The organism is Bacillus sp. EU52, from assembly GCF_037964975.1.
GTDB classification, from domain to species: Bacteria; Bacillota; Bacilli; order Bacillales; family Bacillaceae; genus Bacillus; species Bacillus subtilis.
Map to the genome: position 1 here is coordinate 3,477,139 of NZ_CP150177.1, position 16,574 is coordinate 3,493,712.

A 16,574-nucleotide genomic window follows, 5' to 3' on the forward strand; every position below is an offset into this window, starting at 1 on the left:
CCTATTCTACTTTTTTTCATCTACAAATAACCCGAGAAATTCAGTCATAGCCGCATAAAAATCAAGCCACCGTTTTGGTGGAATTTCGCGGATCACTTCATTTGTAGAGTCCTCTATTACTTTTACATAGTATTCATTTAACTTGTCATGAAGCTCGAACTTCAGATGAACTTGCGAAGGTTCCAAAAGCTTGTTCATTTCCCCCACCATTTCAGCAAGATTGGTATCTGAAACTTGATGAACAGGAACCTCGTTATCATTATCTTTCTGATTATGTATTTGAGTATCATAACGATCCCAAACAGGTTGTAACGTAGTGAGCCTTTCAATGTTCAATTGATCATCCCCTATGCCCCAATCTATCGTTTATATCGACTAAATGGAGATAAGATTACACATATTTTTGGAAAAAAATCTTCTGTTTTAGATTTCTTGTTTGGAAATACATTTATAAAAAGTTAGTGGAGAATCCGGTTATTATATCACGAGTTAGTGACAGGATGAGGAATGATTCGGAGATAGAAATATAAATTAAAAGACCCTGGCAACGCCAAGGTCTTTTTTAAAATTAACGTAACAATTGAAGTACGTTTTGTGGCTGTTGGTTTGCTTGAGCAAGCATCGCTTGAGAAGCCTGAGAAAGAATGTTGTTCTTTGTGAACTCGCTCATCTCTTTAGCCATGTCAACGTCACGGATACGAGACTCAGCAGCAGTCAGGTTTTCACCAGAAGCGCTCAAGTTATTGATTGTGTGCTCAAGACGGTTTTGTACCGCACCAAGTTTACCACGCTCAGAAGATACTTTGTTAATTGCAGAATCTACTTTAGTTAAAAGCGCATCTGTGTTAGCTGCCGTAGCTGTTGTTACTTTGTAATCTGCTTTTAACATGTCAAGACCTGTAGCCGCAGTACTCATATCCCCAATGTTAACTGTTAATTGTTGACCTTTGTTGGCACCGATTTGGAAAGTGAATCCATTTGTCTGCGTACCATCAAGAAGGTTTTTACCGTTAAAAGCTGTACGTTGAGAAATTCCATCTACCTCATCAAGAAGGTTATCAATTTCATCTTGAATGGCTTGAAGGTCTGTCGTTGCATCTTGAGTACCAGTGTTACCCGCTTGAACAGTTAACTCACGAACACGTTGAAGAATTGAGTGAGTTTCAGTCAATGCACCCTCAGCTGTTTGGATAAGAGAGATTCCGTCTTGAGAGTTTTTAGAAGCCATATCAAGACCTCTGATTTGTCCTCTCATTTTTTCAGAGATCGCAAGACCTGCTGCGTCATCTCCCGCACGGTTGATACGAAGACCTGAAGAAAGTTTCTCCATATTCTTTTGTGCTGCACCGTTGTTTGAAGACAAACGGTTCAGTGTGTTAAGCGCTGCAATATTGTGGTTAATTCTCATTTTTATATCCTCCCTGAATATGTTGTTTAGGCACGTCCTTGTGCCTCAATTTTGTAATCGGCGGAGCCATTTTTGCCCTCTCCCGGCTACATCATTAATATCGGATTGTCTCTGATTTTGTTAATACAAAAATAAAAAAATCCTCACTTTTTTTGTGAGGATAATGCGGAGATCACATCGCTGGATAACGCTGCTGCACGGTTATTTTCTTCCTGAATGGTCAAATAAATTTCTTTCCTGTGAATATCAATATGCTTTGGGGCGTCAATTCCAAGCTTCACTTGATCCCCCTCAACCGCAATCACTTTTACTTCAATATCAGCACCTATTTGAATCGCTTCGCTTATTTTCCGCGATAAAACTAGCATGATTCTCCTCCAATCGGATGCTTTGTCGTATATGAGGAGTCGTGTAAAACGACTTGCTTAGCCATCATGTTCTTGCGATTCACAATAATGGGAGCCAATAAATTCGCAGTAGACTTTTCAAATGGCTCTGCCATAGTCAATATTGTCATGACTTCTACGTCTTGAATATTATCGATATCCAAAAGTTCAGCAGTTGATTCATCAAGATCAAATTCATAATTCTTAAAAAAGATAAACGGACTTACGACGATAAACGCAAGATTTTCTGAAGTGACGGACTGCAGTGCCACGAATGGAGAGTCTTCTGAAAGCGGAAGTATGACAAATTGTTTTTCTTCTAAAAAGCCTGGAATCCCGCTTTCAAAAAGAATGATTTGTTCTTCTTTTATGTTCATTTGGCCATGGTACTTCGTATGAATGATCATTGTTCACGATCCTTTTCTTTTTACTTTTCGGGTGATTCTTTCGGGTATTCTACATCTATATTTAAATCAGGGTATTGGAGCATGTCAACCTTAACATTTCCTGGCGTATATTCAACAATTGGCTTATGCGGCTCAGCCTGAATAACAGGCTTTCGCGGCGTAATCTGAACATCAAGCTGTGACGGAGTATATTGTATTTTCACCCTAGATAGAGAAGGAGCATAATTTTCGCCTAATTGAATTTGGTGCATTTCAGAGTTCCTCCTTGCTTGTGAAGCGATTGGGTTCCCCTTATTTTCAATCCTCATAAGCTCGTCGCCTTCTTCTGCAGTACGCGCTATTCCCTCCATTACATCCTCATGCCCTTGTTGTGCGGCTTCTTCAATTCTCTTGAAAACATGCTTTCTGTCTAATTCTTCCCATGCTTGTGTCTGGTCAATCGTGAGTTTTCCAGGTGTCACCGATATTTCCATTTCCGCACTCGGCTGTTCGATCTCTAGATCAGCTTGAGGCTGCTCCATTTTTAAGCTGGCAGGCGTCGTTGTTAAACCAATTTTTCCTTGAACACTATGCATAATCAATCTGGGAATCTGCATCACTCTACCTCCTGAACTATAAAAAAAGCGAACTCCTGAGAGCCGCTTACTTTAAAAAGTCAATTAATGTAGGCTGAACAATTTGCGCATTAACGGCCAGAGTAGCCCTGTGCACACTTTGCTGCGCAATAAATTCAGTTATTACTTCTTCCAGTTCTACATCTTCATTGTCTGATAACACTTTGGTAGCTGTTTCTTCTTGCGCTGACAGTCTTGTATTAACCAATTCAAGACGATTATATCTCGCTCCAAGATCAGATCGTTCAGCACTCATGCCGTCAGAAAAATGATCAATATCATCTAAAACACTGTCCATGCCATCTAGCGAACCAGAATTTAGTGCTTTCTCAAAAGAATCAAGCATTTCAAATACATTCTGCCCGCTTTCAGAAGTGCCTCCAAAAGCTGACTTTGGATCTGAATTCACTTTCAATGACATATTATTTGATATATTGACTACGACATCAGCTGTATCAGAAATTGTATAAGTTCCGTCTCCGTTATCTGTAACCGGAGGCTTATCTGAATTTGTGCCATTAAAGATATATCTGCCGTTCACTTGTGTATTCGCAATATTTAAAAGCTGTTCCTTTAACTGCTTTACCTCTACGCCAATCGCTTGCCGCTCCGACTCGCCGTTTGTATCATTTTGAGCTTCAACCGCTAATTCTCTGACCTTTGACAAGATGTCAATTCCTTCTGTAATGTTTGTTTCTGTGTTTTCGAGCCAGGTAAAGGCTTGAGAAGCATTGCTTTTGTACTGCTGCACTTGAGACAGTTGCGTATTATACTTTAAGCTTTTCATTGCTACTACAGGATCGTCGGAAGCTTTTGAGATTTTTTTCCCTGAAGAAATCTGCGACTGGAGTTTATCCAGCTTCGAGTAGCTCGAACCGATATATCTCAGTGAGTTTTGCTGTATCATGCCTTGTGTTACTCTCATGTGACTCTACCTACCTTCCTCCAACACCCATGCCGTTGATCACTTTATCAAGCAATTCGTCTTGTAAAGTCACCATTCTTGCAGCTGCATTGTATGCGTGTTGGAATTGAATCATATTCGTCATTTCTTCGTCTAAAGAAACTGCGCTCATTTGCTGACGGTTTATGTCAGCATCATTCAGCTGTGTTTCTGTATTAGACGCCAGTCGATTAGCCTCTTGAGCTTCGATCCCTAGCTCGCCAATCAGACCCGCATAATAATCTAAAACACTAGTTTCTTTACCGTTAATGGTTATTTTACCGGTTAAAACATTTGCTAATTTTGTAGCATTTGCGTTATCGTTGGCTGCGCCAGTCAGTGAGAAAGCAATGTTTGCGCCTTTTGAATCTATTATGCTGTCAGCTACTTTGATCTTGCCCGCCGCGCCCTTGGCAGGTTCAGTTTCACCGCCAGTAAAATCAAAAAAGTCTCCGCCTTGTTCACCGCTCTTGGTCACACCATTTCTGTGCACTTCATTGAAAGCTTTCGCGAATTCAAGCGCCATATTGTCAAGATCAGAAAGCATTTCCGGGTATACGCCCTTTTCTTGGCCATCTGCTGTTATATACCCATAAGACTCTATAAATCCTAAAAGGGATCCCTTGCTGCTAAAGGACTCCGCCTGTACAGCTGTATCCCCGATTGAAATACTTGATACTAACCCAGTTTCATTATCATAGTTGGCTGCAAGTTCTGAAACCTCGTAATTTTTACCGTCCAAAACAGTTCCCAGCGACTGTTTATTTTTATCAAGGATTTCAATTGATACAGTTCCTTCAGCAGATGCAAGTGCATTCCCGCCTGATTTGTTGTAGCTGACTTTGATATCAACCATTGAGGATAATTTATCGATCAGCAAATCTCGCTGATCATATAAGCCATTCGGAAGAAGCCCGACCGGCTCTACTTGTGCAATTTGCTTATTTAAACTGTTTAATTGAGAAAGCAGAGAATTGACATCCAACACAGTTGTATTTAGCTCTGCTTTTAAATTCGATTGGACATTTGTAAGTGATTCAGAAATATAATTAAACGTTTCAGCTACAGCTTGTCCTTTTCGAGCAACAACAGAACGTGCACTTTCTTCATTTGTATTATTCGATAATTCCTGCAGGGAGTTCCAAAACGAATTGAGCACACTGTTCAAGCCGCTGTCATCCGTTTCATTTAAAACGCCTTCCATTTGGGACAGCGCTTTGGCCTTCGTGTCATAGTATCCGGCACTGTTGTTTTGAAGACGGTATTGGTAGTCAAGAAAGATATCTCTTATTCTCTCAACTGATTTTCCTTGAACGCCCGTACCCATTTGTCCCGCTGTTTTTTCTGCGTTTTTGGATACAGCAGGGAAATAGTCAGTTGCCTCCAATGAGACCCGCTGTCTTGTATAACCATCAGTATTGGCATTTGCCACGTTATTTGCAGTAGTGCTTAAAGCTGCCTGCTGAGCGCTTAACGCCCGCCTTGCAGTTTCAAGCCCCATAAAGGTAGATGTCATTTTCTGAATTCCTTTCTGCTAAGCTTTTGAATCAAACAGTTTCATTTGGCTGCTTTTCGGCAGCTCAGCTTTAATTGATTTGCTGTAATTGAAGTTATTTTCCTTAGGAACCAGCATATCGTACGAAATAGAGATGAATTGCAGCGCGTCTCTTGTCAGCTGCCTATTCATCTCATTTACTTTTTTCAGACGTCCGAGAACTTGAGAAAGAGATTCGTATAGTTGTTCCAGCTCTTCCTTTTCACTGCCTGAGGTTTTGGCGATACATGCGGAAATAGTATTATTTTCGCTATATCCGAGAAAGGCCGAAGTTGTTTTGATCCGGTCATCTTCTGTCTGCGTGATCGCTTGAATATATTTTTGCTCTTTTGTCAAAATGTTAGAAAGCTCTTTTGTTTTGCCGGCTTTGAGCGCTTCCGTCTTTTCTTCAGACAGCGTGAGCAGGTGCTCATGCAGAACGCAAAGTCGCTTCAATTGTTCAATAATTGCCTTCGCTGACATGGGCTTTCTCCTTTTTTATTGCTTTTTATAAAAATTAATCATATTTTTCGCGATATGATTTGCGTCTACTTTGTATGACCCGTTTTCAATTTGCGCTTTAAGCTGCGCAATTTTTTCCTGTCGTGAACCAGCGACTGCGTCGGATGCATGTTGCATTTCTTTAGCCTGTGATGAAATTTCAATTTTATCTTGAGGCTGTGCAGCAGTTTTTTGCACCGCTTGCTTATCATAATTTTTTTGATATGGATTAACGGATTGTGTTCCAAATTGATTGATTTTCATAGGATTCCTCTCGCTTTCCGTTGCAGTCTTTAAACAATCTTAACCCTTTTATCGACTGCGTTTTCAGTTAGTTTAGGGAATCAGCTGTTTTTGGTATTATAGGCATAGTATGTGTCTTTTTTACTATTTTCTTTCTCGATTTTCAGAGCATCCTCGTGGTTCAAATGATCCATTTGATCCTTAATATCGGACTGGCAATCCTTGCAGAACTTGCCTTCTCTAATCGATGTCCCGCACCTTTCACAAGGGTATGCCAAATTAGGAAGATGAGTGATCTGAATTCGCTTCTGCCTGATGAATTTCAATATCAGCTCTTCTTCCACACCTGTTTCCTCAGTTATCCGGCTCAAAGTTGATTGCCGGTTTTCCTGTTTTCTTAAAAATTTATAGACAGTCTCAAATGATTTTTCTTCTTCCTTAATACACGCCTGACATACGGTTTGCAGCTTTGTTTTTAAAAATAAAGCATTGCATTTCGGACAATTAGCCAGTTCTCCCATCTTTTTTCTCCTTATTAGATAATATGCCTGTGTCAATTTCTAGTGATTATATCGGCATAAAAATAGAATCATTTAGCTTCTGATCAAGGTAAAAGATGACACTGAAGCGGCTTTTCCTTTTTCTAATAAGCAGCGGGCTGCGAAGTGCAAGGTGGCGCCTGTTGTATAAAGATCGTCTATTAAAATGATATTCATACCTGCTGCTGAATTATTTTTTGTATCAAAAATGCGCTCTGACAGCAGGCGTTCTGTTTTCTTTTTCTTTGACTGCTTCTCATTATTCAGGCGAATGAGGGGATAGTGGGAAGGCCGGTCTAAACATTCTGCCAAGAGCTGTGCCTGGTTAAAACCGCGCTCTTCTTCCCGTTCCTTGCTCAGCGGAATAGGTACAAGAACAAAATGCTTATCGGGGTAAGCCTTAGAAAAGGTTGAAGAAAAATCACTTTTAAATGCATTTATGATTTCTGCATCTCCTCTAAATTTAAAACGGGAGAGCGCTTCTTTCATCATATCATTATATGTGTAAACTGAACGGTTTTGACGCAATAGCAAACTGTCTCTGATCCTTGTTCTCCACACCTCGCAATCCCTGCATACGGCATGAACAGATTGAGGTCTGCCGCACAGGGGGCAGATATGTCCTGTGATTTTCTTTAATTTGCTTCTGCAAGAATAACAAACCTTTTCATCAGGCTTTAGTAAAAAAAGGGCTCTCCATGTAACATCTTGAGAAAATTGCGAATCACATAATAAACAGATCAGTTTATGAATGCCTCCTCCTGCTTCGTTTGACATAAATCGCTTGGACTCTCTGAAACTACTGCAGCAGATTCAGCCAAAATGACAAGCATTGCTGTGTTTTTTTGTTTATCTACCAGCTCAGCTTTCGTATATGCGATCTTTTTAAGATCAGTAACGTAGGATGGACTCACTTTGTTTAAAGAAAGTGCCAATACATCGTTTTGGCATACTTGGCAAGTACAGGCCATATGAAGCTGGTCCATATATCGGTCGAGCAGTTCTTTCATTACGATTTCTTTTGAATTGACAAGCATTTTTACAGCTCCTCATCATCGGTTATATGAGTATACTGTACCACGTTTTCAAATAATGGCTAGTCTGTACATTCAACTTTTGCTGCCAATTCATTCATTTCTTTTATATGCTTTCTTGCATCGAGCATACTCTTTGTTTTGCCGAAGTGAAAGTAAATGACATCGCCGTCCGCATATTCTTTATGCCGGCCGGTTCTTCCTGCAATTTGAACAAGTGCGCTTTCCGTAAAGATAGACGATTCCGCTCCTAGTACACCCGTTTGCACCTTGGGGACTGTGACGCCTCTTTCCAGTATTGTTGTTGTGATTAATAGATCGAGCTGACCATCTCTGAATTGCTGCACTTTCTCCTTTCTATGCTTGTCTTCCGCGTGCACAGATGCGGTTCGGCAATGAACACCTTTAAAGCACGCAGCAGCCTTTTCCAGAATAGAAACGGAAGGAACGAATAAAAAAACAGGCCTCCCTTCTTTTACATGAAACTCTATCCATCTTTTCACCGCTGGCGGAATTTTATTTCGGTTTAATTTCTTCTTCCAGTTTCCACACCATACAAAGCGCGGTTCGGGTAAAGGTTTCCGGTGGTGTCTTGCGGGGATGCGAACTGAATGTAACTGTCCGTTCAATGCTTTTCTTTTTAATTCTTTAGGAGGTGTTGCACTTAAATAAACGAGGGTGCTGTTTTTCTTTCTTGCTTTTAGAACAGCGAATTGAAGGGTTTGATCAACAGAATATGGAAAAGCGTCAACTTCATCAATGATCATAACATCGATTGCATCTTTATATCGCAAAAGCTGATGCGTAGTGGAAATCATAAGCGGCGATAGCCGCCCTTTGTCATCGCTTCCTCCGTAAAGCGCTGAAATGTCAGCACCCTGAAAGGCAGCCTTGAGTCTTGGAGCAAGCTCTAATACAACATCGGTGCGAGGTGTTGCAATACATACACGCAGTCCTTGATTTAACGCTGATTCTATACCAGGAAACAGCATTTCTGTTTTGCCAGCGCCGCAAACCGCCCAGATGAGGAGCTCTTCTTTTTTTGATATTGCTTCAATTAAAACATTGGCGGCTTTTTGTTGTCCGCTTGAAAGCTTGCCATCCCATGTCAGCTTAATAGACTTCCAGTTTGATTCATTTTCCTCTTTCCATGAATATAAAGGAACCTCCTCACTCACTCTGCCCATCATGACACAGGAACGGCAATACAGCTTATTCTTTCCAGATGAGTGATAAAAAGAAAAATACCGCTGATCAGTTTGTCCGCACCTATTACATCTATATCTCCGTTTATTTATGGATATAGAATTTTCAGCAGTGATATATCCATTCTTAATATGCCATTCAATCATCTCATCGGAAAATGAGAGCTCAGTCCTGAGCAAATGACGGCTTCGAAGCGTCTGCTGCAATTCTTTTGAAAAGGAACTGTTTTTTTCAACTGGCACATTCACATAGCACGCCTCCTTTCGAGACAGTATGCCTGAATGAATATTTTCTGTCCAACTATTAAAATAAGAATATAAAAAAATCTCCGCTCTAAAAACGGAGATTTGGCCTTATTTAAAACACCAGCAAATTCCTAACGCACCTTCACCCAAATGAGTGCCGATTACCGCGCCAAAATAGCTGTTATAAAATTCAACATGAGGATATTTTGCAGAAAGCTCTTCAATGATTTTCGCTGCTTCTTCCTCTCGATTAGCGTGGATAACAGCAGCTCGCATAGGCAACCCTTTACTCGCATCTTCATCTAAAAGCTCATAAATTCGCGAAATTGCTTTTTTACGTGTGCGAATCTTCTCAAAAGGCACAATTACCTTATTGTCAAAATGAAGGATAGGCTTTACCTTTAGAAGACTACCAATGAAGGCTTGGGCGCTGCTTAATCGCCCGCCGCGCTGAAGATGAGCTAAGTCATCTACCATAAAATAAGCTCGAACTGTTTTTTTCATTTCTTCCAATTCTTTTATAATATCTTCCGGCGATGATGCTCCGTTTTTAATTAATTCAGCGGCTTTAAGAGCATAAAAGCCTTGGGCTAAACAGCTTATCTCTGAATCAAATGGATACACATCAATATTGTCGACCATTGAATCAGCCGTTGCCGCACTGCTGAATGTTCCGCTGATCCCGCTGGAAAGATGGATACTGATAACCGCATCATAAGACTTGCCAAGCTCTTCATACAACGCAACCAGCTCGCCGATTGGCGGCTGAGAAGTCGTCGGGAGCTCATTATGTTTTTTCACTTCTTCGTAAAAGCTTTTCCAGTCCAACTCAATTTCTTCACGGTAAGTCTCCTCCCTAAAAACAACCTGGAGAGGGATCATATGTATCTGATGTTGTTCACGCATTTCTTTCGGAATATATGCCGTGCTGTCTGTTACGACTGCAATATTCATAGCTTCGATACCTGCCTTATTGCTTTATAACTCTATTGTAAGGGAAACGGCAGCCTAAAAAAAGACCTGCCTAGTAAAAGGCAAGTCTCCTATTATACTATCTCATTTCTACCCAGCCATTTTTAATGGCGACCACAACGGCTTGCGTCCGGTCGTTTACATTCATTTTTTGTAAAATATTGCTGACATGGTTTTTAACGGTTTTCTCACTGATAAACAATGATTCACCAATACCGCGGTTGCTTTTTCCGTCTGCAAGCATCTGCAGCACTTCACATTCCCGCCTAGTTAAAATATGTAATGGTCTGCGGATTTCAGGGTAAACCTCATGTTGAGGGTGTGCAGAAACTCCGCTTGTTGCAAGGCGGCGGAATTCGTTAACGAGGTTGTGAGTAACCTTCGGATGGAGGTAAGATCCGCCCTCAGCCACTACTTTAACCGCTTCAATTAATGTATCAGCATCCATCTCTTTCAGCAGATAACCTCTTGCACCTGTTTTCAGGGCATGTGTTACATAATTTTCGTCATCGTGAATTGATAGAATAATTACTTTAGATTCAGGATACAGCTCTACAAGCTGTTTTGTAGCTTCCACACCATTTACGTTTGGCATATTGATATCCATGATCACAACATCAGGATGATAGTGCTCAACAATACGAGCCGCTTCGTCCCCGTCATCACCTTCGGCTACCACTTCAAAGGTAGGTTCAAAATCCAATATCCGTTTAACACCTTCACGAAATAACTGATGGTCGTCGATAATAACAATGTTTACTTTAGTCACAAGCCACGCCTCCTTGTATTATTGTTCTATATACTCTAGCATTCGGTCAATATGCCTTTTGGCTCTATTTTACAAATCATAGTCAAAGAGATAACGGAACCTTAATCATAATAAATGTCCCAAGACCTATTTTCGAATCTATTGTCATCGTTCCTTCCAATAAATCTACTCTTTCTTTCATGCCCAGCAAGCCGAATGATTTGTTTTTCTTCTCTTTCGCTTCCTTCAGGTCGAACCCTTTACCGTTATCTTTTATCATTAAAATCACAAAATCCTTTGTGATCTCAACTTTGACTGTAATTTCTTCAGATTCAGAATGCTTTAGCGCATTAGACACAGCTTCCTGTGCGAGCCTGAAGAGCGCAACCTCAAACTGAGGCGCTAGCCTCTGATCCTCTGTTTCTCCAATGCACTGAAAATGTATTTTGACCTTCCCGTTATATTCCTCGGTTGTATATAGATATTTTCTTAAAGTTGGAATCAGGCCTAGGTCATCAAGGGCCATCGGTCTTAAATCATATATAATCCTTCTCACTTCGTAAAGGGCATTCCGAACATTTTGGCGGAGATTTTTAATTTCTTGGAATCCGTCCTCTGCGCCCCGGTCACGGAAAATCCGCTCGATTAATTCCGATCTCATCATAACATTCGCCAGCATTTGAGCGGGTCCGTCATGGATTTCTCTTGAGACTCTTTTTCGCTCTTCTTCCTGCGCCTCAATAATTCTTAAGCCGAAATCCTGTTTTGCCTGAGCATCAGCAAGAAGCAGTCCAACTTCGCGCAAATCCTGATTCAAGTAGTTGAGCACAACTGTAATTTGGCTTACTAATGATTCTGACCGCTCAATGATTTCCTGAAGCCCTAGCAATCTGCGCTCCAAATCGTCCCGCCGTTCGCGCAATTGCTTCTCACGCTGCTGGATCATCGTCAATTCTACCTGCAGCTTATGGGCTTTTTCATAAGCATTGCGGATTTCCTCTTCACTGAATCTATGAAAATTACGGCTGACCTCGGATAAACGGTTTCTCGCATGGCGAGTTTGCACTTCAAGTTTATCGCCAAGCTCAATCACTTCATACACCTGCTGTTTAATTTGTTTCAGTTCTTCGACCAGCTGTTCATACTGCTGGCGTGACTGCTCCCCGATTTGAAAAACCTCGTCCTTGCTCCCGTCAACGGTTTTCAGCATCTTCATCAAAATAGAATCCAGCACTTTGGAATCCATCTTTGTTTTATTCATAATTTCCCTCCGTCACGGCGTTGTCATATATTTTTATTATAAATGTAATTGATCTGCAAATTATGTCGAATTATAATGAAAGAATGCGTATATTCTAGAAAAAAACATTTTTATATACTATCTACTCTTTATGATACCAAAATACGCACAAAAATTCTAAAGACTGTACGAATTTGTATAGGCAGTCTTTTATGCTTAGCAGGAGGGTCAGCTAGCATGCTGCACAGCTATTTTACTGTGAAAGAAGCGGGAGAACACGAGATTGTTATAGAAAAATCGCGTTTTATCTGTCATTTAAGCCGTGTTTCTACCGAACAAGAGGCACAGGAATTTATACAGAAAATAAAGAAACAGCACTGGAATGCGACTCATAATTGCTCGGCTTATGTTATTGGCGAGAATGATCATATCCAAAAAGCCAATGATGACGGGGAACCAAGCGGTACAGCGGGAGTGCCGATGCTCGAGGTTTTAAAAAAACGCAGGCTGAAGGATACTTGCGCCGTCGTTACACGCTACTTCGGAGGCATTAAGCTTGGTGCTGGCGGATTAATTCGCGCTTATGGGAAATCAGTGTCTGAAGGATTAAATCATATAGGTGTTGTAGAACGGAAGCTTATGCGAATCATGCATACTTCTGCAGATTACACATGGCTTGGCAAGATTGAAAATGAATTAAGGGAGTCACAATTTCTGTTAAAGGAAATCCATTATTCAGAAAATGTTGAATTCGAAACATACGTGGAAGAAAAAGAAACCAACGCTTTTTCTGAATGGATGACAGAACTGACAAATGGAAAGAGTGATATTAAAGAGGGAGAGTTGACGTATCTTGAAAAAGCCGTCAATCACATAAAGGAGACTGAATAATGGCTGAACGCGTTAGAGTGCGTGTGCGAAAAAAGAAAAAGAGCAAACGTAGGAAAATTTTAAAAAGAATAATGTTATTGTTCGCCCTTGCACTATTGGTAGTTGTAGGGCTTGGCGGGTATAAACTTTATAAAACCATTAACGCTGCGGATGAATCGTACGATGCCCTATCCCGCGGGAATAAATCAAATCTTCGCAACGAAGTTGTAGACATGAAGAAAAAACCATTTTCTATTTTATTTATGGGAATAGAGGATTACGCGACTAAAGGACAAAAAGGGAGATCAGACTCTCTTATTGTTGTTACCCTGGATCCCAAAAATAAAACCATGAAAATGCTGAGCATTCCGCGTGACACACGTGTGCAATTAGCTGGTGACACAACGGGAAGCAAGACGAAGATCAATGCCGCTTACAGCAAAGGCGGTAAAGATGAAACAGTTGAAACTGTTGAAAACTTCTTGCAAATCCCGATCGATAAATATGTCACAGTTGATTTTGACGGATTTAAAGATGTGATTAATGAAGTCGGCGGTATTGATGTAGACGTGCCTTTCGATTTCGATGAAAAAAGTGATGTAGACGAAAGCAAACGGATTTACTTCAAAAAAGGCGAGATGCATTTGAACGGCGAAGAAGCCTTAGCATATGCCCGGATGAGAAAACAGGATAAACGCGGAGACTTTGGCCGTAATGACAGACAAAAACAAATCTTAAACGCGCTGATTGACCGCATGTCAAGTGCAAGCAACATTGCTAAAATTGATAAAATCGCAGAAAAAGCCAGCGAAAACGTTGAAACCAATATTCGCATTACTGAAGGTTTAGCACTTCAGCAGATTTACAGCGGCTTTACCAGCAAAAAAATCGACACATTGAGCATTACAGGTTCTGATTTGTATTTAGGGCCTAACAACACATATTACTTTGAACCTGATGCTACAAATCTCGAGAAAGTCAGAAAAACGCTTCAAGAGCATTTAGATTATACTCCTGATACAAGCACTGGCACTTCCGGTACCGGAAGTGCAACAGACGGGACTGACAGCTCAAGCAGTTCTGGCAGCACTGGCACAACAACTGACGGGACGACGAGCGGAAACAGCTATTCGAATGACAGCAGCACAAGCTCAAACAACAGTACAACGAATTCAACAACTGATTCACCCTATTAAAAAATGCCCGGTCCTTTTAGAGGATCGGGCATTTTTGCGCAGAAAAAAACTCCGGCACATAAGCCGGAATTTTTAATTCCTTTTCACCAGCCGTTTATAAAACTTTGTAAACGGCTTAAATTTTTCATTCACGAGTCCTGTCACTTCTGCTATGATTTGCATAAAAATAATTAAAATGAAGATAATAAACAAAGAAAGCCAAATTGTGGCACTTTTAAGTACAATCGCACTGATACTGAAAATAAATCCAATTAAATAAATAACTAAGACCGACATCCGATGTGAAAGGCCAAAGGCCATCAGTCTATGGTGAATATGCGACTTATCCGGCGCTGAAATCGGCTGTTTGTTTAATATTCTTCTGATGATAGCAAATGTTGTATCAAAAATCGGTACGCCTAATATAATAATCGGGATAACGATACTGAACAATGTGACACTTTTATACAGGCCTAATAATGAAAGAATCGAGATACTATACCCTAAAAACAGTGATCCCGTATCTCCCATAAAGATTTTTGCCGGATGGAAGTTGTAAAACAAAAACCCCAGCGTGCTGGCAATAACGACTAATGAGAGTGACAGAATGAGCACTTTTCCGCCGGATAGCGCCATGACAGCAATCGTTGACAGGCCGATAACAGAAAGACCGGCAGCAAGGCCATCCAATCCATCAATCAGGTTAATTGCGTTCGTGATGCCGACAATCCATAATACCGTCAGCGGATAAGCCATCCATCCTAACTCAAATCGTTCTGTTAAAAAAGGTACTGAGAAAAAGTCCATTTTTAAGCCAGTGCTTACAATCATAATGGCTACACCTAATTGAATCAAAAACTTAACTTTTGCACTTAATTGATATTTATCGTCAAGAATACCTAACACAATAATGATGAATGCTCCGACTGTAATTGCCGTCATCCTTGTTTCTGTGTAAATACCGGATGCAAGCACGCCTGCAACCACCCCGATAAATATGGCCAGCCCGCCCATGCGGGGCATGATTTTGTCATGTACTTTTCGATTGCTGGGCTGGTCAACTGCACCTATTTTAATCGCAATCCTTTTTACGATTGGGGTTATGATTAAAACTGTCAGCAGCGAGACAATAAACGCAACAACAATGCGAATCATGCGTTCGTCAAGCATAAAGAAGTCTCCTTTGGAATTAAATGAAGTCTTTATTTATATAGAGAACCGTTCCTTCCATTATACCTTCTCCTTAGTTATTATAACAAGCTTCATCAAAAAGAAACACGTATAATCAAAAAACGCGCATCCCAATTTATAGGACTACGCATGTTTTTGAATCCCTGTATATTTCATAATTTGTCTAAATAAGCAATTCCAATCTTGTGTCCGGGCGATGTTTCGGCGCATTTCTTTATAGGTCTCGTCTCCGTTTTGACCGAGAACTTTTTCACAAGCGGCTATAAAATCAATCGGATGATCGCCCTCTACATATTCGTATACATACGGCTTTTGCATTTTTGAGGTTGACGGAAGATTAGTGCCTACAACAGGTTTTCCTGCCGCTAAAAATTCAAATAGTTTCAGCGGAAACACAGCTTGATTATACGGTGATTGTTTATATGGCATAATGCCAATGTCGATAAGCTCCATATAATGAGGCACTTCTTTTGGATCTGCCGGACCGGTCCATATGACATTGGGAAGCCTCAGCAGCTCTTGAAACGAAACATCACCATTGGTGGCATCCGGGCCAACCCATAAAAATGTCCAATCAGGCTTTTGCAGGGCGGCTTCTTCAATCATTTTAAAATCGAGCTTCGGTTTAATTCCGCCGATAAAACCTAACACTGTTCCTTCTCTCCCCTGCAGTATACTGCGATCGGGAGCTTGTTTATTTGCAGAAAACAGCTCATACTCCACACCGTTTTCCACAGTATGAACCTTTTCTCGTCCTGCAGTCAGTTTTTTGTCTACTTCCTTGTGAAGATAATCTGATGAACAGGTTATTGAATCTGCTCGTTGTATAATTCTCAGCTCTGCCGATTTAATGACTTTTCGCCGGAATTCAGACAGCAGATTTGATCGGCCGCTGATCGGCGCAGCCCATAGGTCACTGCAGTCATAAATGACCTGATCCCAAGAATACAGCGAAGACAGCAGCGGGAATCCGGGAAACGTGTACCATAAACAGCAGCGTTCACCGTTTGCAGAAGCAGGTGTAAGCTCATCGAGTAATGGGGAGAGCTTATGTCTGTAAAAGACATCTGTATATCGTCCGAAACGAAACATTTTTTTCTGCAGCAGGTCTTTGACAGCGAATTGCCTGATGCCAGAATGGACTTCCTGAAACTCTTTCCCTTGGGCACGCGGAGCCGGACATACCCAAATAACTTCCTTCGTTTCCTCCTGAGCAGCTAAAAATTCTGCCAGCCGGTGCCTTCTGTATCTCAATTGGTCTTTTCCCCATTCAGCAGTGGCAACGATGACATGAATGATTGCTTCTTTTGTTTCCACC

The 16,574-nt window shown here is 40.9% G+C and carries 20 protein-coding genes; 2 read left to right on the top strand and 18 right to left on the bottom strand.

Annotated elements, in window-relative coordinates; all coding sequences use genetic code 11:
- Positions 1 to 6: 6 nt before the first annotated feature.
- The 16 genes from flaG to degS all read right to left on the bottom strand — a co-directional run bounded on the left by flaG (position 7) and on the right by degS (position 12,041).
- On the bottom strand, positions 7 to 336 hold the full coding sequence (gene flaG, locus NSU05_RS17835) for a flagellar protein FlaG (protein WP_015714794.1): 330 nt from the start codon (positions 334 to 336) through the stop codon (positions 7 to 9).
- 232 nt (positions 337 to 568) lie between these two features.
- Positions 569 to 1,408, bottom strand: a complete 840-nt coding sequence (gene hag / locus NSU05_RS17840; RefSeq protein WP_033884628.1) for a flagellin Hag — start codon at positions 1,406 to 1,408, stop codon at positions 569 to 571.
- 143 nt (positions 1,409 to 1,551) lie between these two features.
- On the bottom strand, positions 1,552 to 1,776 hold the full coding sequence (gene csrA / locus NSU05_RS17845) for a carbon storage regulator CsrA (RefSeq protein ID WP_033884178.1): 225 nt from the start codon (positions 1,774 to 1,776) through the stop codon (positions 1,552 to 1,554).
- Positions 1,770 to 2,201, bottom strand: coding sequence for a flagellar assembly protein FliW (fliW, locus tag NSU05_RS17850; RefSeq protein ID WP_003228007.1), 432 nt, complete (start codon positions 2,199 to 2,201; stop codon positions 1,770 to 1,772). Before fliW ends, csrA begins: the two co-directional genes overlap by 7 nt.
- Positions 2,202 to 2,221: 20 nt before the next feature.
- Positions 2,222 to 2,797 (bottom strand): DUF6470 family protein, encoded by a 576-nt coding sequence (locus tag NSU05_RS17855; protein ID WP_015384781.1) that lies wholly within the window; start codon positions 2,795 to 2,797, stop codon positions 2,222 to 2,224.
- 46 nt (positions 2,798 to 2,843) lie between these two features.
- Positions 2,844 to 3,740 (bottom strand): flagellar hook-associated protein FlgL, encoded by an 897-nt coding sequence (flgL, locus tag NSU05_RS17860; protein WP_015714797.1) that lies wholly within the window; start codon positions 3,738 to 3,740, stop codon positions 2,844 to 2,846.
- A 10-nt stretch (positions 3,741 to 3,750) separates the two neighbouring features.
- Entirely contained in the window at positions 3,751 to 5,274 is a 1,524-nt protein-coding gene (gene flgK, locus NSU05_RS17865; RefSeq protein WP_003228001.1) for a flagellar hook-associated protein FlgK, read from the bottom strand.
- An 18-nt stretch (positions 5,275 to 5,292) separates the two neighbouring features.
- On the bottom strand, positions 5,293 to 5,775 hold the full coding sequence (flgN, locus tag NSU05_RS17870) for a flagellar protein FlgN (RefSeq protein WP_014481048.1): 483 nt from the start codon (positions 5,773 to 5,775) through the stop codon (positions 5,293 to 5,295).
- Between the two features lie 15 nt (positions 5,776 to 5,790).
- Positions 5,791 to 6,057 carry a flagellar biosynthesis anti-sigma factor FlgM gene (gene flgM, locus NSU05_RS17875; protein ID WP_015384783.1) on the bottom strand — a complete coding sequence of 89 codons (267 nt, stop codon included), beginning with the start codon at positions 6,055 to 6,057 and terminating at the stop codon, positions 5,791 to 5,793.
- Between the two features lie 80 nt (positions 6,058 to 6,137).
- A complete protein-coding gene (locus tag NSU05_RS17880; RefSeq protein WP_038429728.1) occupies positions 6,138 to 6,557 on the bottom strand; it encodes a TIGR03826 family flagellar region protein in 420 nt (139 codons plus the stop codon).
- A 72-nt stretch (positions 6,558 to 6,629) separates the two neighbouring features.
- Positions 6,630 to 7,352, bottom strand: a complete 723-nt coding sequence (gene comFC, locus NSU05_RS17885; RefSeq protein WP_038429729.1) for a comF operon protein ComFC — start codon at positions 7,350 to 7,352, stop codon at positions 6,630 to 6,632.
- Positions 7,316 to 7,612 (bottom strand): late competence protein ComFB, encoded by a 297-nt coding sequence (comFB, locus tag NSU05_RS17890; RefSeq protein WP_015483764.1) that lies wholly within the window; start codon positions 7,610 to 7,612, stop codon positions 7,316 to 7,318. Before comFB ends, comFC begins: the two co-directional genes overlap by 37 nt.
- Before the next feature lie 59 nt (positions 7,613 to 7,671).
- Positions 7,672 to 9,063: an ATP-dependent helicase ComFA gene (gene comFA / locus NSU05_RS17895; RefSeq protein WP_038429730.1), complete on the bottom strand. Its 1,392-nt coding sequence runs from the start codon at positions 9,061 to 9,063 to the stop codon at positions 7,672 to 7,674.
- Between the two features lie 105 nt (positions 9,064 to 9,168).
- The gene (locus NSU05_RS17900) at positions 9,169 to 10,014 is read right to left on the bottom strand and encodes a DegV family protein (protein ID WP_038429731.1); all 846 of its coding nucleotides are present in this window, start codon (positions 10,012 to 10,014) and stop codon (positions 9,169 to 9,171) included.
- A 97-nt stretch (positions 10,015 to 10,111) separates the two neighbouring features.
- On the bottom strand, positions 10,112 to 10,801 hold the full coding sequence (gene degU, locus NSU05_RS17905) for a two-component system response regulator DegU (RefSeq protein ID WP_003219701.1): 690 nt from the start codon (positions 10,799 to 10,801) through the stop codon (positions 10,112 to 10,114).
- 82 nt (positions 10,802 to 10,883) lie between these two features.
- The gene (gene degS, locus NSU05_RS17910) at positions 10,884 to 12,041 is read right to left on the bottom strand and encodes a two-component sensor histidine kinase DegS (protein WP_003227983.1); all 1,158 of its coding nucleotides are present in this window, start codon (positions 12,039 to 12,041) and stop codon (positions 10,884 to 10,886) included.
- Positions 12,042 to 12,257: 216 nt separating this feature from the next.
- Here degS and NSU05_RS17915 point away from each other — a divergent pair, with 216 nt between their 5' ends.
- Both NSU05_RS17915 and tagV read left to right on the top strand, forming a co-directional pair.
- Positions 12,258 to 12,911 carry a YigZ family protein gene (locus tag NSU05_RS17915; protein ID WP_003227979.1) on the top strand — a complete coding sequence of 218 codons (654 nt, stop codon included), beginning with the start codon at positions 12,258 to 12,260 and terminating at the stop codon, positions 12,909 to 12,911.
- A complete protein-coding gene (gene tagV, locus NSU05_RS17920) occupies positions 12,911 to 14,086 on the top strand; it encodes a polyisoprenyl-teichoic acid--peptidoglycan teichoic acid transferase TagV (protein WP_038429732.1) in 1,176 nt (391 codons plus the stop codon). Before NSU05_RS17915 ends, tagV begins: the two co-directional genes overlap by 1 nt.
- A gap of 72 nt (positions 14,087 to 14,158) precedes the next feature.
- On the opposite strand, the gene NSU05_RS17925 is transcribed toward tagV, so the two are convergent.
- Both NSU05_RS17925 and NSU05_RS17930 read right to left on the bottom strand, forming a co-directional pair.
- Complete coding sequence (locus NSU05_RS17925) at positions 14,159 to 15,235, bottom strand: MraY family glycosyltransferase (protein WP_003227975.1); 1,077 nt, start codon at positions 15,233 to 15,235, stop codon at positions 14,159 to 14,161.
- A gap of 144 nt (positions 15,236 to 15,379) precedes the next feature.
- Positions 15,380 to 16,573, bottom strand: coding sequence for a glycosyltransferase family 1 protein (locus NSU05_RS17930; protein ID WP_082201021.1), 1,194 nt, complete (start codon positions 16,571 to 16,573; stop codon positions 15,380 to 15,382).
- Position 16,574: the final 1 nt, after the last annotated feature.